This window comes from Paracoccus sp. (in: a-proteobacteria) (assembly GCF_047605025.1).
Classification (GTDB): domain Bacteria; phylum Pseudomonadota; class Alphaproteobacteria; order Rhodobacterales; family Rhodobacteraceae; genus Paracoccus.
Genome location: NZ_JASGGO010000019.1, coordinates 1 through 22,230 on the forward strand (window position 1 = coordinate 1; position 22,230 = coordinate 22,230).

A 22,230-nucleotide genomic window follows, 5' to 3' on the forward strand; every position below is an offset into this window, starting at 1 on the left:
CCCAGACCGAGGAATATGGCGACATGTTCAAGTTCGGCGTGATCGACCCGGCCAAAGCCGTGCGCACCGCGCTGGAAGACGCGGCCTCGGTCGCCGGCCTGCTGATCACCACCGAAGCGATGATCGCCGAAAAGCCCGAGCCCAAGGCTCCGGCCGGCGGTATGCCCGACATGGGCGGCATGGGCGGCATGATGTAAGCATCCGCTTAGGATGAAGATTGGGCCGTCCCGCAAGGGGCGGCCTTTTCGTTTGGGGATGCGTGGTAAAGTTACGACGTGGCAGTTATGCGGACGAAGCGGTCGTTGCAGGTCCGTGCGTTATCAACCAGCTGCCGGGATGTCGTTAACGTCGAACCAGACATTGATATTGCGCTCACGCGCGATGCGAACATCATTGTCGGCACCGGTTGAATTACCAGGCAGGCGCAGAACTCCATCGCATTTGGTCAGGAGCCGATGGGCGGTCGGGTGCATGATGCGGTCGTAGGCCGCACTACCGGGCTGGCCGCCGCCAGCAGCATGTAGCAGCGGCAGGGCCGCCCATTCTCCGATCATCGGAACGTGCCCCTTGTCAAAGATTGGCAGCGCCATGCTTTCCAGCTGGGCCAGATTGGCGGCCATTTTGTCGGGATCGTCGCCAGTACCGGACCGGTAGGGGCCAGCTATCAGGATCATCATGGATTTGGTCATATTGGACTCCGTCTTGATATGTCACGATTCGTGCAATATCATTCAGTATAGCGCAACTTCATGCAGAATGGCTATGCTAACAACAGCACGAAAAGCTCTGCTTCTGGATCGGCTGGAACGTGACGGCCAGCTCATCGTGACCCCTCTCGCCATCGAACTGGGTCTCTCTGAAGACACTTTGCGCAGGGATCTGCGTGATCTGGCATCGGCAGGAAAGCTGGTGCGCGTGCATGGCGGCGCCTTGCCAGCCTCCCCGACCCATCTGCCGCTGGCAGCAAGACGGGGCCTGCATGAGGCGGAGAAAGCCGCGCTTGCCGAGGCGGCAGCTCGTCTTATCAACGACGGCCAGATCGTGATCGTCGACGGTGGAACAACGCATCTCAACCTTGCCGCGGCCATTCCTCAGACCCGGCAATGCAGCATCGTCACACACAGCCCATCTGTGGCCGCCAGCTTCGAGCTCCATCCAAAGATCGACATCATCCTGATGGGCGGGCGGCTCTTTCGCCATTCGATGGTGGCATTAGGCCCGGAAACCGCACGCGCCTATGGCCGCATGAAGGTTGATCTTTGCCTTCTGGGTGTCACAGGCGTTCACCCGGAAATCGGGCTGACCACAGGCGACAGCGACGAGGCGGAACTGAAGCGGATGCTGATCGAAGCGGCCGGAGAAACTGTCGTTCTGGCGACCTCCGACAAGCTGGGCAGGGTCAGCCCATGGGGTATCGCCCCTCTCGCTCAGGTCTCGATACTGGTAACCTCGGATAAGCGTCCGGCATGGCTGCCCGACAAAACACAGCATATCCAGGCAAGGTAGGCGACTACCGGTCCAAGCGCAGGAAACCGACCTGACCGTCCGCTAAGGGCTCAAAGCGACAAGCTCTTGTCTCCGAGCCGACCAGAGCGCCCTAACCCTCATCCTTCCCGGCCAGTTCCAGCCATTCCTCCTCTGCCGCGGCCAGCGCGGTCCGGCGCTCTGACAGACCCTCGCTCGCCTTCTGGAACTTCGCGGGCGCGGTCTGGAACAGGTCGGGCTGGGCCAGGAACTCCTCCAGCTTGCCGATCTCGGCCTCAAGGCGCTCCATGACGCCGGGCAGCGCGTCCAGGCGCTTTTTCTCGGTAAAGCTCAGGCCAGACCGCTCGGACGTGGCTTTGACTTCGGGCTTTGCAGCCACGGCTGGCTTCATAACCTCGGCCTCGGCCACCACCTCGGGGCGCTGGCTGCGGTAATCCGACCAGCCGCCGGGATAGATCACCGCGCGCCCGTCGCCCTCCATCGCCACGGTGCTGGTGGCCACGCGGTCGATGAAATCGCGGTCGTGGCTGACCAGCAGCACGGTGCCGTCATATTCGCCCAGCAGGTCTTGCAGCAGGTCCAGCGTTTCCACGTCCAGATCGTTGGTCGGCTCGTCCAGCACCAGCAGGTTCGAGGGCCGCGCCATGATCCGCGCCAGCAAAAGCCGCGCCTTCTCGCCGCCCGACAGACTGCCCACGGGGGCGCGGGCCTGTGCCTCGTCGAACAGGAAATCCTTCAGATAGGCGACGACATGGCGGGGATTGCCCCGCACCATGACCTGATCGGCGCGGCCCGAGACGCCCATCGCCGGATCGCCCGCCAGCGCGTCCCACAGGCTGACGGTCTCATCAATCGCAGAACGTGCCTGATCGAAAATCGCCACGTCCAGATTGGTGCCCAGCTTGATCTCACCCGCATCGGGGGCGATCTCGCCGGTCAGCATCTTGATCAGCGTGGTCTTGCCGGCGCCGTTCGGGCCGACAAAGGCCACGCGGTCGCCGCGCAGCACGCGCAGGTCGAAGGGCTTCAGGATCACCCGGTCCCCGAACGCCTTGGCGATGCCCTTGGCGTCGATCACCCGCTTGCCCGATTGCTGGCCCGAATCCAGCTCCATCGCCGCCGCGCCCTGGCGGCGGATCTGGCCCGCGCGCTCGTCGCGCAAGGCGGCCAAGGCGCGGACGCGGCCCTGGTTGCGCTTGCGCCGCGCGCTGATGCCTTCGACGGCCCAGCGGGCCTCGGCCTTGATCTTGCGATCCAGCTTGTGGCGGGCATCATCCTCGGCCGCCCAAAGGGTTTCGCGCCAATCCTCGAAATGCTCAAAGCCGCGATCCTGCCGGCGCACCTCGCCCCGGTCGATCCACAGCGTCGCGCGGGTCAGCGCGCGCAGAAACGCGCGGTCGTGCGAAATCAGCACGAAACCGGCACGGGTCGTCGAAAGCTGGTCTTCCAGCCAGCCGATGGCCTCGATGTCCAGATGGTTCGTCGGCTCGTCCAGCAGCATCAGTTCCGGCGCCTCGGCCAGCAGGCGCGCCAGCGCGGCGCGGCGGCGCTCTCCGCCCGAGGCGGTGGCGACGGGACGGTCTGGATCGAATTTCAGCCCCTCGGCGGCCATCTCGACGCGGTAGCCCTCGGCGTCGTCCAAGCCCGCGCGGGCGAAATCGCCCAGCGTGGCAAAGCCCGACAGGTCGGGGTCCTGCTCCATATAGCCGACCTTGACCCCGGCGGGCGTGATGACCTGGCCGGCGTCGGGCTCGACCAGCCCGGCCATGACCTTCATCAGCGTGGATTTCCCCGAGCCGTTTCGCCCCACCAGCGACACGCGGTCGCCCTGCTGGACAGTCAGGTTCAAGCCGTCGAAAACGGGGGTGCCGCCGAAGGTCAGCGAGATGTCGGTCAATTGCAAAAGCGGTGCGCGTGCCATGCCCCGCCAGATAGGCCGCGCCGGATGCAGCGTCAACGGGCCGCGACAGCCGGGCACTTCAAGGGGGGCACTTCAAGGGGGGGGCGCCCTTGCACGGGGACGGATCGGGGCTATATCGGAACCGCCGCGTCTTCTCCTTCGCGCGGCACCTCCCGTCTTGCCAGCCGCCGCCAGCCGGACCGCACGCCGCCTCCGCAAGGACAGGACCGACCATGACCGTCATCACTTCGACCTGCACCACTTCGACCTGCACCGTCGCCACCGAACATGCCAGCCGCTATCTGCAACAGCTTTGCAAGCATTGGGCGCATAAGTTCCAGGTCCAGTTCGACGCCGATCAGGGCCGCATCGTGATGCCCGAGGACCGCGCCGTGACCCTGACCGCGACCCCGGCCGCGCTGGAGATCGTGCTGCACGCCCCGGCCGAGACCACCGCCCATATGCGCCATATCGTGGACAGTCACATCGCCCGCTTCGCCTTCCGCGAGGAATTGGCCTTCGACTGGAAGCCCTGACCTGGTTGCCGCCCCCGTCCCGCGCCGCTAAGCTTCGCCGACCAAGCAGGACCGGACGATGAGCGACGATCAGCACTATCAAGTCTTGGCGCGGAAATACCGCCCCGAAACCTTTGCCGACCTGGTCGGCCAGGATGCGATGGTGCGCACGCTGAAAAACGCCTTCGCCGCCGACCGGATCGCGCAGGCCTTCATCATGACCGGCATCCGGGGCACCGGAAAGACCACCACCGCCCGCATCATCGCCAAGGGCCTGAACTGCATCGGCCCCGACGGCAAGGGCGGCCCCACCACCGAGCCTTGCGGCATCTGCGAGCATTGCGTGGCGATCAGCGAGGGCCGCCATGTCGACGTGCTGGAGATGGACGCCGCATCCCGGACCGGCGTGAACGACATCCGCGAAATCATCGAATCGGTTCACTATCGCGCGGCCTCGGCCCGCTACAAGATCTATATCATCGACGAAGTGCACATGCTGTCGACCAGCGCCTTCAACGCGCTTCTGAAAACGCTTGAGGAACCGCCGCCGCATGTGAAGTTCATCTTCGCCACCACCGAGATCCGCAAGGTGCCGGTCACGGTGCTGTCGCGCTGCCAGCGTTTCGACCTGCGCCGGATCGAACCCGAGGTGATGATCGGCCTGCTGTCCAGGATCGCCGGGCGCGAGGGCGCCCAGATCACCCAGGACGCACTGGCGCTGATCACGCGGGCGGCCGAAGGATCGGCGCGCGACGCGACCAGCCTGCTGGATCAGGCGATCAGCCACGGCGCGGGCGAAACCACCGCGCCGCAGGTGCGCGCCATGCTGGGCCTGGCGGATCGCGGCCGGGTGCTGGACCTGTTCGACATGATCCTGCGCGGTGCCGCGGCCGAGGCGCTGGCCGAATTGCAGGCGCAATATGCCGATGGCGCCGATCCGATGGCCGTGCTGCGCGACCTGGCCGAGATCACGCATTGGATTTCCATCGTCAAGATCACCCCCGAGGCGCTGGACGATCCGACCATCGGCCCCGACGAACGCGCGCGCGGCCAGCAGATCGCCGAAAAGGTGCCGATGCGCGCGCTGACCCGGCTATGGCAGATGCTGCTGAAGGCCCTGGAAGAGGTGGGACTGGCCCCGAACGCGATGATGGCGGCGGAAATGGCGATCATCCGCCTGACCCATGTGGCCGACCTGCCCGACCCCGAGGCGCTGATCCGCAAGGTCCAGGCCAGCGTCGCGGCGGGCGAATTCACCCGCGCCCCCTCGGCGGGCCGGACCGACGCGCCCCGCGCCTCGGCCCCGCGCGCGCCGGTCGCCCTCCGCCCCGATGGCGCGGCGGCGGCCATTGCCGTCTCGCCCGATGCCCTGGCCGCCTATCCCGATTTCGAATCGGTGATCGAACTGATCCGGCGGATGCGCGACATGAAGCTGCTGCTGGATGTCGAGGATCACCTGCGCCTGGTCCGCTACGCGCCGGGCCGGATCGAGTTCCAGCCCACCGACAATGCTCCGCGCGACTTCGCCCAGCGGTTGGCCGAACGCCTGCGCGGCTGGACCGGCGGCGGACGCTGGGCGGTGGTCGTGGTCTCGGAACCCGGCCGTCCCACGATCAGCGAACAGCGCGCCGCGCGCGAGGTCCAGGCCCGCGCCCGCGTGATGGAGAACCCCGCCGTCCAGGCCATCTTCGCCGCCTTCCCCGGCGCCAAGATCACGAAAATCCGCCCCGTGCCGCAGCCGGTCGCGGTTGAAAAGCCCGTGGGCGAGGATACATCCCCCCATGAGCTGACCGAAGGCCCCGTGGCCGAGGTCGAGGAATGGGACCCCTTCGAGGACGAGGAATAAGCGATGTTCAAGGGATTGGGCGACATGGGCGATCTGTCGAAGATGATGGAAGCGGCCCAGCAGATGCAGACCAGGATGACCGAGATGCAGGAGGGGCTGACCCGCCTGACCGTCACCGGCGAGGCCGGCGCGGGTCTGGTCAAGGCCACGGCCACCGCCAAGGGAGAGTTGACGGCGCTGGACATCGACCCCTCGATCTTCCGCGAGCAGGACAAGGAGGTGGTCGAGGACCTGATCCTGGCCGCGATCAAGGATGCGCAGCGCCGCGCGCAGGAAAAGGCAGCGCAGGAAATGGCCCGCCTGACCCGCGAGATGGGCCTGCCCGCCGATCTGAAGATGCCCTTCTGACATGACCGGCTCGGGCGCCGCGTCCGGCGACCAGATCGAGGCGCTGATCGCCACCCTGGCCCGCCTGCCGGGCCTGGGTCCGCGTTCGGCCCGCCGCCTGGTCCTGCACCTGATCCGGCGCCGCAGCGGCCAGATGGCGCAACTGGCGGGCCTTATGGCCCATGTGGCCGAACATGCCCGCGAATGCCTGGTCTGCGGCAATGTGACTGGCGCCGATATCTGCCCGATCTGCCAGGACCCGGCCCGCGCCACCGGCGAGATCTGCGTCGTGACCGAGGTGGCCGACCTTTGGGCGCTGGAACGCGGCCGCGCCTTCCGGGGACGCTACCATGTTCTGGGCGGCAACCTTTCGGCGCTGGACGAGATCGGCCCCGAGAATCTGCGCATCCCGCAACTGATCGGGCGCATCGCCGAGGAAAACATCGCCGAGGTCATCCTTGCGCTTTCGGCGACGGTCGAGGGCCAGACGACCGCGCATTACATCGCCGAGGCCATCGCCCCCACCGGCGTCGCCGTCACCGGCCTTGCCCAGGGCGTCCCCATCGGCGGCGAACTGGACTATCTCGACGATGGCACCATCACCGCGGCCCTGCGCGCGCGCCGCAAGTTCTGATCACTGGGGCCGCGCCACATCAGCCGCGCCATTCCCCGGACGGCGGGCGCCGTGATCGCGGCGGCGCCCCCGACCCCGCCGTCGCGGGATGTCATCGGGAAATCCCGCCAGCGAAGCAATCCCATGCGATCCCGGCAAAGGCGATCATCGGCGGCAAGGCCCGGCGCATGCGCTACGGCACGAGGCTGACGCCGCAAGAAGCCGCCTGGGCCTGCGATTGCGGCATGGCCCTGGCCGACATGGCGGGTGCGGGGTGCGGATCCTGACCGGCCTCGTCGATTACAATCGGGTGAAATTCGGCGCATGGCGACGGCCCGTGATCCTGTAAGACGCGTGATCCTGCAAGACGCGCGGCCAGCAGCCGAAAGCCGATCCGTGAGGGATCATCCCCAGGAACGCCTTGGCCACCGGCTATCGGGCTTTGGCCCGTCACGATCAGGGTCGTCCCGAGATACGGCCGCTTTCCAAAGGGTCAGGGGCAAAGCCCCCGACCTCTCGGGCGCTCGGCCCTTTCAGGCGTCCAGCTTCTCGACCGCCCTCGCGGGCTTCGCGATCTCGACGCGGCGCGGCTTCAGCGCCTCGGGGATCTCGCGCAGCAGGTCGATGTTCAGCATGCCGTCCACATGGCTCGCACCCTCGACGCGGACATGATCGGCCAGGGTGAAGCGACGCTCGAAGGCGCGGGTGGCGATGCCGCGATGCAGGAAGGTACGGCCATCCTCGTCTCCTGCTTTGCGGCCCGACACGATGACGGCGCCATCCTTGACCTCGACCGTCAGGTCCTCGGCGGAAAAGCCCGCGACGGCGATGGCGATGCGATAGGTATTCTCGCCGGTCTTCTCGATGTTATAGGGGGGATAGCTGGCAATATCGGCGGTCAGGGCACGGTCCATGACATCCGCCATGCGGTCGAAGCCGACGCTGGCACGATAAAGCGGGGTCAGATCGAAGTTGCGCATTTTCGCATCCTTTTCGTAAAGCGATACAAGCTCTTGCCCCCCAGTCCTGGCGGGGCGAGGATCGGCGCCGCTGGCGGCCTTCCGACGCAAGGAATCTGGGAGGCGGAAAGCGCGGTTTCAAGACCCCGGCTTCGGGACTGCGGCGCGGGCGGGATTGGGTATTTGGAAAACGAAGAAGCCGATCACGGTGCCAGCGCGCGCGGCCTTGGACCGCCGGTCGCCCAGTCCAGAAGCTCGACCGTATGGACCACCGGCAGGGCGGTGCCCGTGCCGATCTGCATCATGCAGCCGATATTTCCGGCGGCGATCACCTGCGGCTTCGTCGCCTGAAGCGTTGCGACCTTGCGACGCTTGAGTTCGCCCGAAAGCTTGGGCTGAAGCAGGTTGTAGGTTCCGGCCGAGCCGCAGCAGAGATGCGGGTTCTCGGGCTCGACCACCTGGAAGCCGGCCTGCGCCAGCAGCGCCTTGGGGGCCGAGCGGATCTGCTGGCCGTGCTGGAGCGAGCAGGCCGCGTGATAGGCGACGCGCATCCCCTGCCCATGCGCCATGGACGGCCGCAGGGTGGCGGCGGCATGGTCGAGATCGGGGAAATGCGGCTCTTCCTCGCGCAGCGCGCCCGGCGCGGGGCGCTGGGGCAGGCCATGCGCGTCGAGGAACTCGGTCACGTCGCGGGCCAGGCGGGCGACATGCTCGGCCTGGGGCTGCATCGGATCGCCCGCGAAGATCTTGCCGTAATCCTTGATCGTGGTGCCGCAGCCCGAGGTGTTGATGATGATCGCATCAAGCGGCGCTGTCGCATCGGCCTTGAGAAAGCCGCGGATGGTGGCGCGGGCGGCGTGCAGCGCGTCCTCCTCGCGGCCCATATGGTGGGTCAGGGCGCCGCAGCAGCCGAAGCTTTCCGGGATCACCACCTCGCAGCCCGCGCGGCGCAGCAGGCGGATGGTCGCGTCGTTGATGTCGGTGTTCAGCGCCCTTTGCGCGCATCCCGGCATCAGCGCGACCCGGGCACGGCGCGCGCCGATGGGGGCGAAGACCTGCCCGCGATCGTTCGGGCTGGCGGGCGGGATGCGCGCGGGCGCCATGTCCAGCATCGCCCGAAGCCGCGCGTCCGGCATCAGCCGCGCGAAGGGCCGCGCAAGCCGCGCGCCCCGCAGCGCCAGCCGGAAACGGTCCTGATGGGGCAGCACGCGCGCCAGCAGCCAGCGCAGCGCCCGGTCGCGCCAGGGCCGGCGATAGGTGCGCTCGACATGGATGCGGGCGTGGTCGATCAGGTGCATGTAATCGACGCCGGAGGGGCAGGTCGTCATGCACGACAGGCAGGACAGGCAGCGGTCCAGGTGCTTGACGGTCTTTTCATCCGCCGCCCTGCCGTTTTCCAGCATGTCCTTGATCAGGTAGATCCGACCGCGCGGGCTGTCGAGTTCGTCGCCCAGCACCTGATAGGTCGGGCAGGTCGCGGTGCAGAAACCGCAATGGACGCAGGCCCGCAGGATCCTGTTCGACCGCGCGACCAGCGGGTCCTTTAGCTGCTCATCTGTGAAATGGGTTTGCATGATCCGTCGCTGGCAAGGATGGCGCGCGGATCGAACCGCTCGCGGAGGCTGGCGTTCAGCCGCGCGACGACCGGGTTCGTCGCGGGCAGGGTCAGGGGGGCGGAGCCGGTCACGCGGGTGGCATGGCCGGACCAGGCGGGAAGTCGCGGCGGCTGGCCGGGGGGCAGGGCGACCCAGATCAGCGACCCGCCCCAGTCCAGGGCCAGCGGCGCCGGCAGGGCGGCCAGCAGCGCCGGCGCCTCGGACGGGCGGCAGAGGATGCGCCACAGATCGCCGGGCGCCTCGCGCGGGACCAGTTGCGCCCAGGCCGCCGGGTCGCCCTCGGCCACGGCGCCGAAGGGGGCCAGCCGCTGCTCCAGCGCCTGCCGGCGGATCGCGGCCGAGCCGGCCAGCCCCTCCAGCCGGATCAGCGCGCCCTGCCCCGGCAGCCAGGCCGCGCCCGAAACGTCATAGGGCCCGGTCAGCGCGGCGGTCAGGGCCGGCACGGCACCGGCGGCGTCCAGGGCCGGCAGCGCCAGCGTCAGGGCGCAGGGCGGCATCGGCGCGGTCTTGAAGGCGATCTCGGTCAGCACGCCCAGTTGCCCGCGCGATCCCGCCATCAGCTTGACCAGGTCATAGCCGGTCACGTTCTTCATCACCCGGCCGCCGTTCTTGACGACCTGCCCCTGCCCGTCGACAAGGCGCAGGCCCAGCATGGCGTCGCGGCAGGCCCCCGCCTGCACCCGGCGCGGACCGCTGGCGTTGGCGGCGGCCACGCCCCCGATGGTCGAGCCGTCGCGCGCGTCGGGTTCAAAGGCCAGCATCTGGCGTTCCTCGGCCAGCACCGCCCGCACCTCGCAAAGCGGCGTGCCCGCGCGGACCACCAGCGTCAGCGCGGCCGGTTCGTAAAGCACCACGCCCGACAGCGCCGACAGGTCCAGCGGCGTGCCCGCCCCCTCGCCCGGACGCAGGCGGGTGCCGCCGCCCAAGGGCGACAGGGGCGCGCGGGCGGCGCGGATCATGTCGGCCAGCTCGGCCTCGGATTCAGGCCGCATTGCGGATCGCCTCGCGGCGCGGGGCCGAGACGGCCAGCGGGAACACCTTGGCCGCGTTCATCAGCCAGTGCGGATCGAATACGTCCTTGACGCGCATCTGCGCCTCAAGGTCGTCGGCGTTGAACTGGGTCGTCATCAGTTCGCGCTTTTCGACGCCGACGCCATGTTCGCCGGTCAGGCAGCCGCCGACCTCGACGCAAAGCTTCAGGATCTCGGCCCCCAGCGCCTCGCAGCGTTCCAGATCGCCCGGCGTGTTGGCGTTGTAAAGGATCAGCGGATGCATGTTGCCGTCGCCCGCATGAAAGACATTGGCCACGTCCAGCCCGAATTCGCCCGAGAGCCGCGCGATCCCGGCCAGCACCCGCGGCAGCGCCGAAACCGGGATGGTGCCGTCAAGGCACATGTAATCGTTGATCTGGCCCATGGCGCCGAAGGCCGATTTCCGGCCCAGCCAGATGCGGCGCGATTCGTCCTCGGAGCGGCTTTCGCGGAATTCGACGGGGGCGAAGCCTTCGGCGATGGCGCGGATCAGGCGCAGCTGTTCGTCGATCTCGGGGGGCGTGCCCTCGACCTCAATGATCAGCAGCGCCTCGCAATCGGGATAGCCGGCCTTAGCGAAATCCTCGGTCGCGCGGATGCAGGGGCGGTCCATGAATTCGATGGCGACGGGCAGCACGCCCGCGCGGATGATCGCGGCGACGCAGGCCCCGGCGGTTTCCGAGGCGTCGAAGCCCACCAGAACGGGCCGCGCGCCCACGGGTTTGGGCAGGATGCGCAGCGTGGCCTCGGTCACGATGCCAAGCTGACCTTCCGAGCCGCAGACGACGCCCAGCAGGTCCAGCCCCGGCGCCTCGCCCATGGGACCGCCCAGTTCGACGACCGAGCCATCCATCAGCACCAGGGTGACGCCCAGCAGGTTGTTGGTGGTGACGCCGTATTTCAGGCAATGCGCCCCGCCCGAGTTCATGCCGATATTGCCGCCGATGGCGCAGGCAAGCTGGCTTGACGGATCGGGCGCGTAAAAGAACCCCGCCGCGTCCACCGCGCCCGAAACGGACAGGTTCGTCCGCCCCGCCTGCACCCGGATGAAGCGGTCCTGAAGGTCGGTTTCCAGCACCGCGTTCATCCGCGCCAGCCCGACGACCACCGCATCCGCCGTGGGCATCGAGCCGCCGGCCAGGCTGGTCCCCGCCCCGCGCGGCACCACGGGCACGCGTTCGTCATGGCAGATGCGCAGCACGGCCGCGACCTCTTCGGTCGTGGATGGCAGGACCACCGCCAAAGGCGGGCAGCGATAGGCCGAAAGCGCGTCGCATTCATAGGCCCGCGTCTCGGCCGGATCGTCGATGACCGCGCCCGGCAGGACCGCGCGCAGCCGCCCGGCAATCGCCGCGCGGCGCGCCAGCACCTGGGGATCGGGCGCGGGCATCCGCATCAATGCGCCCCGGCCAGCATGCGGGCGATCTGGTCCTTCAGCGCGGCCCGGCTGCGACGCAGCCCGGCCTCGGCCTCGTCCGACATCGGCGTCTGGCGGCTTTCCGCCCCGGCAACCTGGTCGTTGACCGCGTCATATTCGTTCAGCAACCGCTGAAAATGCGCATCCTTCAGCTTCAGTTCGTGGATACGCCCGGCCTGATCGGGGAACTCTTCGTGAATTGCGTGCGGTGCCGCCATGGTGCTTTCTCCAAAGGCAAGGGGGCCGTTCCGAGGGATAGCCTTCGCACGCGGATCTGGCAACCGGCCATGGGGCAGGCTAGAACATGGGCATGGATAGCACCGTCTCGCTCAGCGCCGCCTTCACGCTTGTCGATCTCATCGCGGTCGCCTGGCTTTTCCTGTCCTGGCTAGGCTCGACCTGGATCATCGAGCATCCGCCGAAAAGCCGGCCCTCGGTCTCGGTGCTGATGAAGGACTATCGCCGCGAATGGATGCGGCATTTCGTCACGCGCGCGCCGCGCATCTTCGACGGCAACATCCTCAGCAGCCTGCGCGAGGGGACGGCCTTCTTCGCCTCGGCCTGCATGATCGCGATCGGGGGAGGACTGGCCCTGATCGGCAAGACCGACCAGATCGCCGGCGTGGCACGGCAGTTCGACATGGCGCATATCCCGACCCTGCTTTGGGAGATCAAGATCGTCGTCGTGCTGTTCTTCGTGGCGGTGGCGCTGCTGCGTTTCATCTGGGCGCATCGCCTGTTCGGCTATTGCGCCATCCTGATGGCGGCGGTCCCGAACGACCCCGAGGATCCGCTGGCCTATCCCCGCGCGCGCCAAGCGGCCGAGATCAATATCACCGCCGCGAAAAGCTTCAATTCCGGCCTGCGCTGCGTCTATTTCGCGCTGGGGGCGCTTGGCTGGCTGGTCGGTTCCTGGGCGCTGCTCGTCTCGGCCAGCACGGTCCTGGCGATCACGCTGCGGCGTGAATTCGCCTCAGGCTCGCGCCGGGTCGTGATGCAACGGTTCTAGCTCGCCGCGCGACTGCCACCAGGCCAGTCCCAGCGCGGCGATCCCGGCCAGGGACAGCGCGACCCCCACCATGCCCGAACTGCGCCAGCCCCAGCCTGCGCCCAACGCCAGCCCGGCAAGCCAAGGCCCCAGCGCGTTCGCGGCATTGAACGCGGCGTGGTTCATCGCGGCGGCCATGCTTTGCGCCTCGCCCGCGACATCCATCAGCCGGGTCTGCAAGGGCACCACCATGCCCGAGCCAAGCCCCAGCAGGAAGGACGAGCCGATCATCAGCACCCAGTTCCCCACCGCGGCCGAGGCCAGCGCCTGGGTCAGCGCCATGAACAGCATCAGCACCAGCGCGGCGCGGAAGTTCCCCAACCGGATCGAAAGCCGCGCCGCCAGAAGCGAGCCCAGCGTCCCGCCAACGCCGAAAGCGCCCAGCAGCACCGCCACCGCCCAGGAGGGCGGCTGGGTCGTGGCCAGCATCGCCGCCGACAGGAAGGAATAGACCGCGAAAAGCCCACCGAAGCCGATGGCGCCGACCAGCAGCGTCAGCATCACCGCAGGATTGCCCAATGCGCGCAACTCGGCCATGGGCCTGGCATGGGGATCGGCGCCGACGCGGGGCGCGACGCGCAGGATCAGCCAGCCAGCCAGCAGCGCCAGCACGCCCGGCAGGGCAAAGCCCCAGCGCCAGCCCAGCCCCTGCCCCAGCGCGCTCGCCAAAGGCACCCCGGCGATATTGGCCACCGTCAGGCCCAGCAAAACCTGGGTCACGCCCTTGGCACGCTGTTCGCGCGGCATCGCGTCGGCGGCAAACAGCATCGCCACGCCCAGAAATCCGCCATGCGGCAGCCCCGCCAGGAAGCGGGCGGCGACCAGGTTGCCATAGCCCGGCAGCACCGCCGCCAGCAGGTTCATCAACCCGTAGGCGGCGACCAGCCCGGCCAGATAGCGCCGGCGCGGCAGTTTCGCGCCCAGGATCGAGGTGGCCGGCGCGCCCACCACCACGCCCAGCGCATAGGCGCTGACGACATGGCCGGCCTGCGGCTCGCTGATCCCCAGGTCCAGGGCATACCAGGGCAAAAGCCCCATGGCGGCGAATTCCGAGGTGCCGATGGCAAAGGCGCCAAGCGCCAATGCCAGGATGGCAAGCTTGAGGTTCGGCTGGGGCGACATCGGGTCTTTCCGGGCAAGTGAGGGGGCGGAATATGATATGGTTGCGTTAACAGATGCGCCCGCCCGCCGTCATGCACAACCCGCCGCAGAGCCGCCATGCAGCAGGCGCAATGCTGACGCGCGCCCTTGCCCGAGCACGAAGCAACCGGATCCCCATTCGCGCGGAAGCTTTTTCCCCTCATCCGCCAGGAGTGGTAGGGTTTGCCCCTGCCGCCATATGCTCGATCTTGTTAGTGGCGAGCGTGGCAAGATCGACCGCGCCGTTCACATCCGCCTCAAGTCGTCGCATGATCTTTACGCGTGCAAGATAGGTGTGCCGCTTGTCGCCGGCCTCCTTCTTCAGCGCGCGCCTCACATCCTCTGCCGCCATGGCATCGGACACGTCCTCGGGATGGCCCTGCTGCACATAGCGATCCTTCAGTTCCTGCCAAAGGCCCTGCGCCCGCGCCCCGCGCTCTTTGTCAGCATGACCATCTGCGACCGCCGCCGCGACACAATCGAAAAAACTCATCAGGCTTCCCCCTTCTTCATGCGACCCTTGCCGCACAGGTCGATCACCGCAGCGAATTCGTCGTCGGCATCCAGTTCATCAAGAACAGAAGCAATGGAGCGCGGCCCCTTCCCGTCGCCAAAGTCGGCAGTTGGTTCATTGCGCTTGGCCTGCTGCATTGCCTGATCGACATCATCAGATTGATTTTGTTGCGCGTGATGGATTATCCTTGGATTGATCGGTCGGGGGTGGAGTCCGTTCCTCGCCAGGCTCAGTGACCCGGAACGCTTCCCACTGGGACCGATCAGCAAAATCCCCGACATCATCATCAAAGCTGGTGACCACCCAGTTTTTCTTCTGATCGTCCCATTTCTCGCGCAAAACCGCTACGTGCGCCGGATCGGCGTCGTCAACGATATAGCGTTTCGGAAGCCCCTGGCGGTCACGATATACTGTCCCCGTGCGAAGAAGATTCGGCAAATCATCGAGGAATGCAGCCCCGTGATCCGTCTCGATATGCTTCAGGCCGAAGCCGCTTCTCTTTCAGCCCCGGACGGCGTGATCGACCGGGGCCACATGGCGGGCGGCCCAGGGTTGAATCAAGGCAATGCGGATGCCGATGGGCCGGCGATCTCGCCCCGGTTGGCGATCACGTCCTGCACGACATCCAGCCCCCCGGCGACAGTATCCAGCATCGCCGGATGCGCCGCGCGATTGGCGCGGAAACCTTCGGACAAGGGCAGGAGCAAGGTGGCGGGCCTCATCTTCGCCGCCCTCCCCATGAACCGCGCCAAACTGACGCAGGCATGACGGCCGGGGCTTGACGCAGATCAAGGCTAGGCCGGCCTGCGCGATGCCATGTCTCGCGCCGCAAGACAAAAGATGAGGACAGTCATGAAACAGATGCTGCTTGCGACCGCGCTGGTCGCCCTGGCCGGCCCCGCATTGGCCCAGGCGCAGGGGGAATGGACCCTTGGGCTGGGTATCGCCAATGTGAACCCGAAATCCGACAATGGCGCGCTGGCAGAAGGCACGGTTCCGGCCCGCATCGGCGACAGCACCCGCCCCACCGTGACCTTCGAATATTTCATCCGCGACAATCTGGGGATCGAGGTTCTGGGGGCGCTGCCCTTCAAGCACGCGATCCGCTCGAACGGGACCCAGATCGGCACGGTCAAGCAATTGCCGCCGGTGATCTCGCTGCAATATCACTTCGACGCCACGCCGCGTTTCAAGCCCTTCGTGGGGATCGGCGTGAACTTCACCGGCTTCTGGGATGGCGAGGCGAAGGGGCCGCTTTCGGGCAGCAGGCTGCGCGTCAAGAACAGCTGGGGCCTGGCCGCGCATCTGGGTGGGGATTACTGGATAAGCGACCGCGCCGCGATCCGGGCCGATCTGCGCTGGGTCGATATCGGCGCGGATGTCGAACTGAACGGCGCCAAGATCGGCAAGGTCGATGTCGATCCGCTGGTTGCGGGCGTAAGCTATGTGATGAAGTTCTAGGCCGCGATCCGGGCCTTCACCACGTCCCGGACCGAAGCGCCGCCCGGCAAAGCCCGGTCAGTTCCATCGGGCAGGTCGCGGCGACGGAACCGCCCTTGGTGCCGCCCCGAAAGCGGATGGCTTGGAAATGGCAACTGCAATCACGATAGGCAGGCCAGTCGCGCCGGGATGCCTTCAGCACCGGCGCGGTCGGCGCGGCCTGCTTCATTGCCCGCTCGTAAAAGAGGTTCAGCCGCTTGTCCCAATCCGCGCCCTCGACGGCAAGGCAATCGACCATGCCCGCCGTGGTGTCGCCGCCCGGCCGGGCCACGCAGACGGTCGCCGCCTCGCCGATAAGGCAGACGGGCAGGATCCTGTCGTCATAGACTGGCCCCCGGCCCATGCGGAAAGCGGCAGGGCAAGGGCGGCAAGAAGCAGGAACGGGCGCATCGGGCGATCTCCATCGGTTGATCCCCGAACAGCATGCGACGGATTTCCAGGGTTCCGGCCCCGATCCCATCAGCTTGGCATCGCCGAAAAGGCGGCTGATGATCGCATCCTTAGGCCCTCGGCCCACGCCATGGCCGGCCCGCTGCGCCGAAAGCATCCAGAGAACGCCGCGCCGGGCGGGGCCATCCGGCAAGTTGACAGCGGAAGCGGGGCGGGCCAAGCAGGGGCGCTGTTTCGGGGTGCCAAATGACCGCCTGCCGCCTTCTGCTCGCGCGCCATGCGCCGCTTGCCCAGCCGGGGCTTGCGGGACGGCGCGATCTGCCCGCCGATTGCGGCGACCGGGCGGGGCTGGACTGGCTGGGCAAGCAGCTTTCCGGCCTGCCCCTGCTGTGCAGCCCCGCCCTGCGCTGCCGCCAGACCGTCGCCGCCATGGGACGCGAGGCCGAGCCAGTCGCGGACCTGTGGGAACAGGATTTCGGACTCTGGGAAACCGAGGGTTTTCCCGATCTCGGCCCCCTGCCGCCCAAGGCTCTGGCCGCCCATCGCCCCAAGGACGGAGAAAGCTTTCTCGACATGGCCGCGCGGGTCCAGCCGGTGCTGCTGCGCCAGTCGGGAACTGTCGGCATCGTCGCCCATGCGGGCACGGTGCGCGCGGCGCTGGCCCTGGCGGTCGGGCCGGAAGCATTGTCCTTCGCCGTGGCGCCCCTGTCGCTGACGATCCTGACGCGCAGCCCCGGCGGCTGGGCGGTCGAGGCCGTCAACCGCATCGCCCCATGATCCTCTCGTCCCAGACCCTGACCGTCGCCCTGATCGCCTTCGGCGCGGATGCGCTGATCGGCTGGCCGGGCTGGCTTTACCGCCGGATCTCGCATCCCGTGGTCTGGATCGGGGCGCTGATCGGGGCGCTGGACCGCCGCTGGAACCGGGGCGGGGCGCGCGTCTTGCGTGGCGCGGCGGCGGTGGCGGTGATCATCCTTGCGGCGGTTCTGCCGGCGCTGGCGCTGACGGCGTGGCTGGCCCCCCTGCCCCATGGCGCGGTGCTGCTGGGGCTGCTCGGCTGGCCGCTGGTCGCCACGCGCTCGCTTCATGACCATGTGAGGGCGGTGGCCGACCCCCTGGCGGCGGGCGACGCCCCGGCCGCGCGGCGGGCGGTGGCGATGATCGTCGGGCGCGATCTCTCCGACGCTCCCGCGCCCATCGCCCGCGCCGCCCTGGAGAGCCTGGCCGAGAACACCTCGGACGGAGTCGTCGCGCCGGTGCTTTGGGCCGCCGTGGCGGGGCTGCCGGGGATCGCGGCCTATAAGGCGATCAACACACTCGATTCGATGATCGGCCATCGCAGCCCGCGCCATCTGCTGTTCGGGCGGGTGGCGGCGCGGCTGGACGATCTGGTGAACCTACCCGCCTCGCGGCTGACGGCGTTGCTGTTCCTGCTGGCCGCGTCCCCGGCCAAGGGGCGCGCCTGGCAGGTGGTCCGGCGCGATGCGCGCCGCCACCGCTCTCCCAACGCGGGCTGGCCCGAGGCGGCGATGGCCGGCGCGCTGAACGTGCGCCTGTCCGGCCCGCGCAGCTATGGCGGCGTCGAGACCCCCGAGCCATGGCTGAACGGCACGGCCCGCGATCCCGGCCCGCGGGATCTGCGGCGCGGCCTTGCGCTTTACCGCCGGGCAATGGCGATGCTGGGACTGGCGCTTCTGGCATGGCTCGCCGCTTGACATCGGGGACAGGCCCGCCATGAAGGGCACGAGCGAGGTGAACATGACCCAAAAACCGATCCTGCGCGCCCTGGCGGGCGAGCGCCTGCCTACTCCTCCGGTCTGGATGATGCGCCAGGCGGGGCGCTATCTGCCGGAATATCGCGCGACGCGGGCGCAGGCCGGGGATTTCCTGTCGCTGTGCTATACGCCCGACCTGGCCGCCGAGGTCACCTTGCAGCCGATCCGCCGCTATGGCTTCGACGCGGCGATCCTGTTCGCCGACATCCTGCTGGTGCCGCAGGCGCTGGGACTGGATCTGTGGTTCGCCACGGGCGAGGGGCCGCGCCTTTCGACCGTGACCGATGCCGGGCAGGTCGCTGCCCTGAAGCCGGTCGAGGCGATCCATGACACCCTTTCCCCGGTCTATGAGACGGTGCGGATCCTGGCCCGCGAATTGCCGCCCCAAACCACGCTGATCGGCTTCGCCGGCGCGCCCTGGACGGTCGCGACCTATATGGTCGCCGGGCGCGGCACGCCGGACCAAGGCCCGGCGCATGCCTTCAAGACAGCCGACCGCGCGGCCTTCGCGGCGCTGATCGACCGCATCAGCGAGGCGACGATCGAATATCTCTCGGCCCAGATCCAGGCCGGGGCCGAGGTGGTCAAGCTTTTCGACAGTTGGGCCGGCTCGCTGAAAGGCGCGGATTTCGACGATTTCGCGCTGGCGCCGACGCGACGCATCATCGCGGCCCTGCGCGCCCGCCATCCCGGCATCCCGGTCATCGCCTTCCCGCGCGAGGCGGGGCCGCGCTATCAGGGCTTCGCCCGCGCGACCGGCGCCGATTGCGTGGCGCTGGACAATTCCGTCGGCGCCGACTGGGCCGCCGAACATGTCCAGCCCGACACCTGCGTGCAGGGCAATCTGGACCCGCGCCTGCTGGTCTTGGGCGGGGATGAATTGCGGACCGAAACGCGACGCATCGTCCGGGCCTTTTCGGGCGGACCACATATCTTCAACCTGGGCCATGGCATCACCCCCGAGGCCGATCCCGAGAACGTGCATCTGATGCTCGCGGCGATCCGGGGCTGATCCCAAGGGAAGCAACTCATGTGGATCCTCGCGACCCTGATCGCGGCCGCCGCGCAGACGGCGCGCAATGCGGCCCAGCGCAGCCTGACCGCGCAGGTCGGCACGATGGGCGCGACGGCGGTGCGCTTCCTGTTCGGGCTGCCCTTCGCGGCGGCGTTCCTGGCGCTGTGGTCGCTGTATCGCAGCGTCCCCGCGCCCGACCTGGAGGTGCTGGGCTGGACCGCGCTGGGAAGCCTTGCGCAGATCGCCGCGACCGCGCTGATGCTGGTGACGATGAAAAGCCGCGGCTTCGGCGTGACCACGGCGCTTCTGAAGACCGAGCCGGTAACGCTGGCCCTGATCGGCGGCCTGGTCCTGGCCGAGCCGCTGGGACCGGCCCGCCTGACCGCCATCGGCGCGGCGACGCTGGGCGTCGTGCTGATGTCCGGGACCGACTGGCGCGGCGCGGGCTGGCGGGCGGTGGGCCTGGGCGTGCTGGCCGGTGGGCTTTTCGGGCTGTCGGCCATCGGTTTTCGCGGCGCGATCCTGGCGCTGCCCTTCGGCGACCAACCGACGCGCGCGGCAACGATCCTGCTGATCAGCCTGAGCCTGCAAAGCGCGACCATGCTGGCCTGGCTGGGCCTGGGCGACCGCGCGGCCCTGCGCGGCATCGCGCGCGCCTGGAAGCCGTCGCTGCGGGCGGGCTTCCTGGGCGCCTTCGCCTCGCTCTTCTGGTTCCTGGGATTCGCGCTGACCTCGGCCGCGAACGTGCGCACGCTTGCCTTGGTCGAGGTGGTCATGGCCCAGATCGTCTCGGGGCGGGTGCTGCGCGAAGGGGCAGGCCCCCGCCAGATCCTGGGCATGGCGCTGATCGTGCTGGGCGTCGCCGCCCTGATCGCGATCAGCGGCTGATCACGCCGCTTGCACGGGGCCTGGGTTCCGCGCCATCATCCCCCGAAAGGCCCTTGCCGTCGGACCGCCAGATGAACCTACCCGCCCCCGAGAAAGACCCGATCTCGGCCCGCATCCTCGCGGTGCTGGCGCGCAACGGGCGCATCCCGAACCAGCAACTGGCCGCCGAGATCGGACTTTCCCCCTCGGCCTGCCTGCGCCGGGTGCAGGAACTGGAGCGCCGGGGTGCAATCATGGGCTATCGCGCCGTGATCCATCCCGCCGCACGCGAGGCGGGCTTTACCGCCTATGTCATGGTGGGCCTGTCGCGCCATTCCAACGAGGCGCAGAAGGCGTTCGAAGATGCCTGCATGGCCGCGCCGCAGGTGCGCGAATGCCATAACATCACCGGTTCGGTCGAATATCTTCTGCGCGTCGAGGTCCGCGATCTGGAAGCCTATCGCCGCTTTCACAACGAGGTGCTGGGAGCTTTTCCACAGATCTCGACCATCACGACGCATGTGGTGATGAACTCGCCCAAGGACGAACGCGCCTGAACCGGCCGCGACCCCGCCCCGCCGCAGGCTTGGCATGGGTATTTGAGAAACGAAGAAGGATCATGGGCGCGGCGCCTGTGCTTCTTCGTTTTCCAAATACCCAGAACGCGGCGGCGCCATCCGAACGGGCTTTCGGCCCCTCGCGCCACGGGCTAACAAGGGCGTATGACCCTGCCCGTCCTTTCCCCCGACCAGGCCGAAGCCTGGGATGCCATTGCCGCCGCGCTGGATGCGGCGGGGATCGATCTGCTGTCCGAGGAGGTCGCCCCGGCCGTCGATGGCAAGGGACGGGTCATGGCCGTGATCGGCAAGGCCGGCTCGGGCAAGACGCTGCTTCTGGCGGGGCTGACCAAGGCGCTGCGCGCGGCGGGGGTCGAGCTGATCTCGGGCGATTACGAAGGCAGGAAGCGCAAGGAGCGGCGGACCGTCGCGATCCTTGCGCCCACGAACAAGGCGGCATTCGTGCTGCGCATGCGCGGGGTGCCGGCAACGACGATCCACCGTATTCTCTATACCCCCGTCTATGATCCCGATTACGAGCGGATCGCGGATTGGCTGACCGGAGCGGGAGACCGTCCCGTGGTCGAAGGAATCGTCGCCGGGCTGACAGATGCCGCGCTGGACCGGGCGAAGGCGTTTTACGAACAGCATGCCTCGATCCCCGGCGCCCTGGCCGCGGCGGGGTTGCGCGGCTCGGACTTCATCCGGGGCTGGAAGCGGCGCGAGGACGGCCTGGATGTCGGGCTGATCGACGAGGCATCCATGCTGGACGAGCGGCAGTTCGATGATCTGCGCGAGATCTTTCCGCTTCTGGTCCTGTTCGGCGATCCGGCGCAGCTTGCGCCCGTGGGGCAATCGGGGGAGATGGTCTTCGACCGGCTTTCCGCGCCGCAAAAGCTGGTCTTGAACCGCATCCACCGCCAGAAGGACGACAGCCCGATCCTGGATCTCGCCCATGCCCTGGCCGATCCGGCCCTGGATTTCCCCGCCTTCGAGCGCATGGTGCAGGATGCCGCGCGGCGCGATCCGCGTGTAATCTGGGCCGAGCGGGTCGAATCGGACCTGATGGCGCAAAGCCCCGTCCTGGTCTGGCGCAACGTCACCCGCATCAAGCTGATCCAGGCATTCCGTTCCGCCTATGGCGCGCCGGGCGACGCGCTGCTGCCGGGCGAGCCGCTGATCTGCGACGGGCTTGAGCTACCCCTGAAGCATCGCAAGAAGCGCATCGACCTGGAGGCGCGCGGCCTGATCAAGGGGGCGCAGGTGGTCTATCTGGGACCTGGACGCAAGCCCGGCTTTTCGCGGCTGCATGTGGTCGGGGCCGAGGATCCGCGCCTGTCGGCCGCGAGCATCGTCAAGATCGAGATACCGGATGTCGAAGAGCCCTTCATCCCCTATGCCGCCCGCATGGGCGCCACCTTCCTGCACGGCGCGGCGGTGACGATCCACAAGGCCCAGGGCAGCCAATGGCCCGATGTCCAGGTCTTTGCACCCGACATTGCCGCCGCCGCCTGGTCGAACCGGACCGAGGCGGGCATTCCCCTTTGGAAGCGGCTGACCTATGTGGCGATCACCCGCGCGCAGGAGCGTCTTCACTGGGTCGTGCGCGCCCGCCTGGCACGGCCAGGCGCGCCTTTGGGAATCGCGCATCTGGAAAGCGCGCCCTCGACGCTGGAACTGGCTTCCGACGACTAGGCGGCATCTTCATTCGAGGA

General features: G+C 68.0%; 25 protein-coding genes and 1 pseudogene. 15 read left to right on the forward strand and 11 right to left on the reverse strand.

Annotated features, from left to right (window positions below; all coding sequences use genetic code 11):
- Window positions 1-197, forward strand: a pseudogene (gene groEL / locus QM682_RS11810) (chaperonin GroEL); the annotation flags it as partial.
- Window positions 198-320: 123 nt separating this feature from the next.
- Here the strand turns inward: groEL and QM682_RS11815 are convergent.
- The gene (locus QM682_RS11815) at window positions 321-689 is read right to left on the reverse strand and encodes a hypothetical protein (protein WP_415129952.1); all 369 of its coding nucleotides are present in this window, start codon (window positions 687-689) and stop codon (window positions 321-323) included.
- 73 nt (window positions 690-762) lie between these two features.
- On the opposite strand from QM682_RS11815, the gene QM682_RS11820 reads away from it, so the two are divergent.
- Window positions 763-1,506 (forward strand): DeoR/GlpR family DNA-binding transcription regulator, encoded by a 744-nt coding sequence (locus tag QM682_RS11820; protein ID WP_415129954.1) that lies wholly within the window; start codon window positions 763-765, stop codon window positions 1,504-1,506.
- Window positions 1,507-1,597: 91 nt separating this feature from the next.
- Here the strand turns inward: QM682_RS11820 and QM682_RS11825 are convergent, their stop codons facing one another.
- Entirely contained in the window at window positions 1,598-3,406 is a 1,809-nt protein-coding gene (locus QM682_RS11825; protein WP_415129956.1) for an ABC-F family ATP-binding cassette domain-containing protein, read from the reverse strand.
- 212 nt (window positions 3,407-3,618) lie between these two features.
- On the opposite strand from QM682_RS11825, the gene QM682_RS11830 reads away from it, so the two are divergent.
- The 4 genes from QM682_RS11830 to recR are packed head-to-tail and all read left to right on the forward strand — an operon-like array spanning window position 3,619 to window position 6,707.
- The gene (locus QM682_RS11830) at window positions 3,619-3,921 is read left to right on the forward strand and encodes a DUF2218 domain-containing protein (RefSeq protein ID WP_415129958.1); all 303 of its coding nucleotides are present in this window, start codon (window positions 3,619-3,621) and stop codon (window positions 3,919-3,921) included.
- 58 nt (window positions 3,922-3,979) lie between these two features.
- Window positions 3,980-5,746 (forward strand): DNA polymerase III subunit gamma/tau, encoded by a 1,767-nt coding sequence (locus QM682_RS11835; RefSeq protein ID WP_415129960.1) that lies wholly within the window; start codon window positions 3,980-3,982, stop codon window positions 5,744-5,746.
- 3 nt (window positions 5,747-5,749) lie between these two features.
- Window positions 5,750-6,094 (forward strand): YbaB/EbfC family nucleoid-associated protein, encoded by a 345-nt coding sequence (locus QM682_RS11840; RefSeq protein ID WP_415129962.1) that lies wholly within the window; start codon window positions 5,750-5,752, stop codon window positions 6,092-6,094.
- A gap of 1 nt (window position 6,095) precedes the next feature.
- On the forward strand, window positions 6,096-6,707 hold the full coding sequence (gene recR / locus QM682_RS11845) for a recombination mediator RecR (protein ID WP_415129964.1): 612 nt from the start codon (window positions 6,096-6,098) through the stop codon (window positions 6,705-6,707).
- A 512-nt stretch (window positions 6,708-7,219) separates the two neighbouring features.
- On the opposite strand, the gene QM682_RS11850 is transcribed toward recR, so the two are convergent.
- The 5 genes from QM682_RS11850 to QM682_RS11870 all read right to left on the reverse strand — a co-directional run bounded on the left by QM682_RS11850 (window position 7,220) and on the right by QM682_RS11870 (window position 11,927).
- Window positions 7,220-7,666, reverse strand: a complete 447-nt coding sequence (locus QM682_RS11850) for an Hsp20 family protein (protein ID WP_415129966.1) — start codon at window positions 7,664-7,666, stop codon at window positions 7,220-7,222.
- Window positions 7,667-7,848: 182 nt separating this feature from the next.
- On the reverse strand, window positions 7,849-9,219 hold the full coding sequence (gene glcF, locus QM682_RS11855) for a glycolate oxidase subunit GlcF (RefSeq protein WP_415129968.1): 1,371 nt from the start codon (window positions 9,217-9,219) through the stop codon (window positions 7,849-7,851).
- Window positions 9,189-10,253, reverse strand: a complete 1,065-nt coding sequence (locus tag QM682_RS11860; protein ID WP_415129970.1) for an FAD-binding protein — start codon at window positions 10,251-10,253, stop codon at window positions 9,189-9,191. Before QM682_RS11860 ends, glcF begins: the two co-directional genes overlap by 31 nt.
- Window positions 10,243-11,688 carry an FAD-linked oxidase C-terminal domain-containing protein gene (locus tag QM682_RS11865; RefSeq protein WP_415129972.1) on the reverse strand — a complete coding sequence of 482 codons (1,446 nt, stop codon included), beginning with the start codon at window positions 11,686-11,688 and terminating at the stop codon, window positions 10,243-10,245. Before QM682_RS11865 ends, QM682_RS11860 begins: the two co-directional genes overlap by 11 nt.
- A complete protein-coding gene (locus tag QM682_RS11870; RefSeq protein WP_415129974.1) occupies window positions 11,688-11,927 on the reverse strand; it encodes a YdcH family protein in 240 nt (79 codons plus the stop codon). Before QM682_RS11870 ends, QM682_RS11865 begins: the two co-directional genes overlap by 1 nt.
- 92 nt (window positions 11,928-12,019) lie before the next feature.
- On the opposite strand from QM682_RS11870, the gene QM682_RS11875 reads away from it, so the two are divergent.
- Complete coding sequence (locus QM682_RS11875) at window positions 12,020-12,718, forward strand: DUF599 domain-containing protein (RefSeq protein WP_415130085.1); 699 nt, start codon at window positions 12,020-12,022, stop codon at window positions 12,716-12,718.
- Here QM682_RS11875 and QM682_RS11880 read toward each other — a convergent pair.
- The 3 genes from QM682_RS11880 to QM682_RS11890 all read right to left on the reverse strand — a co-directional run bounded on the left by QM682_RS11880 (window position 12,683) and on the right by QM682_RS11890 (window position 14,548).
- Window positions 12,683-13,879, reverse strand: coding sequence for an MFS transporter (locus QM682_RS11880; protein WP_415129975.1), 1,197 nt, complete (start codon window positions 13,877-13,879; stop codon window positions 12,683-12,685). The two genes, QM682_RS11875 and QM682_RS11880, sit on opposite strands and share 36 nt — an antisense overlap.
- A 178-nt stretch (window positions 13,880-14,057) precedes the next feature.
- Entirely contained in the window at window positions 14,058-14,390 is a 333-nt protein-coding gene (locus tag QM682_RS11885; protein ID WP_415129977.1) for a hypothetical protein, read from the reverse strand.
- Window positions 14,390-14,548, reverse strand: a complete 159-nt coding sequence (locus QM682_RS11890) for a hypothetical protein (protein WP_415129979.1) — start codon at window positions 14,546-14,548, stop codon at window positions 14,390-14,392. The genes QM682_RS11885 and QM682_RS11890 overlap by 1 nt, the downstream gene beginning before the upstream one ends.
- 55 nt (window positions 14,549-14,603) lie before the next feature.
- Here QM682_RS11890 and QM682_RS11895 point away from each other — a divergent pair, with 55 nt between their 5' ends.
- Both QM682_RS11895 and QM682_RS11900 read left to right on the forward strand, forming a co-directional pair.
- Window positions 14,604-15,179, forward strand: a complete 576-nt coding sequence (locus QM682_RS11895; RefSeq protein WP_415129981.1) for a hypothetical protein — start codon at window positions 14,604-14,606, stop codon at window positions 15,177-15,179.
- A 72-nt stretch (window positions 15,180-15,251) separates the two neighbouring features.
- Window positions 15,252-15,872: an OmpW/AlkL family protein gene (locus QM682_RS11900; protein ID WP_415129983.1), complete on the forward strand. Its 621-nt coding sequence runs from the start codon at window positions 15,252-15,254 to the stop codon at window positions 15,870-15,872.
- 16 nt (window positions 15,873-15,888) lie between these two features.
- Here the strand turns inward: QM682_RS11900 and QM682_RS11905 are convergent, their stop codons facing one another.
- Window positions 15,889-16,254 (reverse strand): lysozyme inhibitor LprI family protein, encoded by a 366-nt coding sequence (locus tag QM682_RS11905; RefSeq protein WP_415129985.1) that lies wholly within the window; start codon window positions 16,252-16,254, stop codon window positions 15,889-15,891.
- 293 nt (window positions 16,255-16,547) lie between these two features.
- Here QM682_RS11905 and QM682_RS11910 point away from each other — a divergent pair, with 293 nt between their 5' ends.
- The 6 genes from QM682_RS11910 (at window position 16,548) to QM682_RS11935 (ending at window position 22,210) form a co-directional block, all read left to right on the forward strand.
- Entirely contained in the window at window positions 16,548-17,078 is a 531-nt protein-coding gene (locus tag QM682_RS11910; RefSeq protein WP_415129987.1) for a histidine phosphatase family protein, read from the forward strand.
- Complete coding sequence (gene cbiB / locus QM682_RS11915; protein ID WP_415129989.1) at window positions 17,075-18,016, forward strand: adenosylcobinamide-phosphate synthase CbiB; 942 nt, start codon at window positions 17,075-17,077, stop codon at window positions 18,014-18,016. Before QM682_RS11910 ends, cbiB begins: the two co-directional genes overlap by 4 nt.
- A 43-nt stretch (window positions 18,017-18,059) precedes the next feature.
- Complete coding sequence (gene hemE / locus QM682_RS11920) at window positions 18,060-19,088, forward strand: uroporphyrinogen decarboxylase (protein ID WP_415129991.1); 1,029 nt, start codon at window positions 18,060-18,062, stop codon at window positions 19,086-19,088.
- Window positions 19,089-19,106: 18 nt separating this feature from the next.
- The gene (locus QM682_RS11925) at window positions 19,107-19,979 is read left to right on the forward strand and encodes an EamA family transporter (RefSeq protein ID WP_415129993.1); all 873 of its coding nucleotides are present in this window, start codon (window positions 19,107-19,109) and stop codon (window positions 19,977-19,979) included.
- A gap of 71 nt (window positions 19,980-20,050) precedes the next feature.
- Window positions 20,051-20,515 carry an Lrp/AsnC family transcriptional regulator gene (locus tag QM682_RS11930; protein WP_415129995.1) on the forward strand — a complete coding sequence of 155 codons (465 nt, stop codon included), beginning with the start codon at window positions 20,051-20,053 and terminating at the stop codon, window positions 20,513-20,515.
- Between the two features lie 165 nt (window positions 20,516-20,680).
- Entirely contained in the window at window positions 20,681-22,210 is a 1,530-nt protein-coding gene (locus tag QM682_RS11935) for an ATP-dependent DNA helicase (RefSeq protein ID WP_415129997.1), read from the forward strand.
- The last annotated feature ends 20 nt before the right edge of the window (window positions 22,211-22,230 follow it).

Bases quoted from the DNA above. Each gene is read 5' to 3' on its own strand.
- QM682_RS11815 (WP_415129952.1), bottom strand. From the start codon at position 689: ATGACCAAATCCATGATGATCCTGATAGCTGGCCCCTACCGGTCCGGT.
- QM682_RS11820 (WP_415129954.1), top strand. From the start codon at position 763: ATGCTAACAACAGCACGAAAAGCTCTGCTTCTGGATCGGCTGGAACGT.
- QM682_RS11825 (WP_415129956.1), bottom strand. From the start codon at position 3,406: ATGGCACGCGCACCGCTTTTGCAATTGACCGACATCTCGCTGACCTTC.
- QM682_RS11830 (WP_415129958.1), top strand. From the start codon at position 3,619: ATGACCGTCATCACTTCGACCTGCACCACTTCGACCTGCACCGTCGCC.
- QM682_RS11835 (WP_415129960.1), top strand. From the start codon at position 3,980: ATGAGCGACGATCAGCACTATCAAGTCTTGGCGCGGAAATACCGCCCC.
- QM682_RS11840 (WP_415129962.1), top strand. From the start codon at position 5,750: ATGTTCAAGGGATTGGGCGACATGGGCGATCTGTCGAAGATGATGGAA.
- recR (WP_415129964.1), top strand. From the start codon at position 6,096: ATGACCGGCTCGGGCGCCGCGTCCGGCGACCAGATCGAGGCGCTGATC.
- QM682_RS11850 (WP_415129966.1), bottom strand. From the start codon at position 7,666: ATGCGCAACTTCGATCTGACCCCGCTTTATCGTGCCAGCGTCGGCTTC.
- glcF (WP_415129968.1), bottom strand. From the start codon at position 9,219: ATGCAAACCCATTTCACAGATGAGCAGCTAAAGGACCCGCTGGTCGCG.
- QM682_RS11860 (WP_415129970.1), bottom strand. From the start codon at position 10,253: ATGCGGCCTGAATCCGAGGCCGAGCTGGCCGACATGATCCGCGCCGCC.
- QM682_RS11865 (WP_415129972.1), bottom strand. From the start codon at position 11,688: ATGCGGATGCCCGCGCCCGATCCCCAGGTGCTGGCGCGCCGCGCGGCG.
- QM682_RS11870 (WP_415129974.1), bottom strand. From the start codon at position 11,927: ATGGCGGCACCGCACGCAATTCACGAAGAGTTCCCCGATCAGGCCGGG.
- QM682_RS11875 (WP_415130085.1), top strand. From the start codon at position 12,020: ATGGATAGCACCGTCTCGCTCAGCGCCGCCTTCACGCTTGTCGATCTC.
- QM682_RS11880 (WP_415129975.1), bottom strand. From the start codon at position 13,879: ATGTCGCCCCAGCCGAACCTCAAGCTTGCCATCCTGGCATTGGCGCTT.
- QM682_RS11885 (WP_415129977.1), bottom strand. From the start codon at position 14,390: ATGAGTTTTTTCGATTGTGTCGCGGCGGCGGTCGCAGATGGTCATGCT.
- QM682_RS11890 (WP_415129979.1), bottom strand. From the start codon at position 14,548: ATGCAGCAGGCCAAGCGCAATGAACCAACTGCCGACTTTGGCGACGGG.
- QM682_RS11900 (WP_415129983.1), top strand. From the start codon at position 15,252: ATGAGGACAGTCATGAAACAGATGCTGCTTGCGACCGCGCTGGTCGCC.
- QM682_RS11905 (WP_415129985.1), bottom strand. From the start codon at position 16,254: ATGGGCCGGGGGCCAGTCTATGACGACAGGATCCTGCCCGTCTGCCTT.
- QM682_RS11910 (WP_415129987.1), top strand. From the start codon at position 16,548: ATGACCGCCTGCCGCCTTCTGCTCGCGCGCCATGCGCCGCTTGCCCAG.
- cbiB (WP_415129989.1), top strand. From the start codon at position 17,075: ATGATCCTCTCGTCCCAGACCCTGACCGTCGCCCTGATCGCCTTCGGC.
- hemE (WP_415129991.1), top strand. From the start codon at position 18,060: ATGACCCAAAAACCGATCCTGCGCGCCCTGGCGGGCGAGCGCCTGCCT.
- QM682_RS11925 (WP_415129993.1), top strand. From the start codon at position 19,107: ATGTGGATCCTCGCGACCCTGATCGCGGCCGCCGCGCAGACGGCGCGC.
- QM682_RS11930 (WP_415129995.1), top strand. From the start codon at position 20,051: ATGAACCTACCCGCCCCCGAGAAAGACCCGATCTCGGCCCGCATCCTC.
- QM682_RS11935 (WP_415129997.1), top strand. From the start codon at position 20,681: ATGACCCTGCCCGTCCTTTCCCCCGACCAGGCCGAAGCCTGGGATGCC.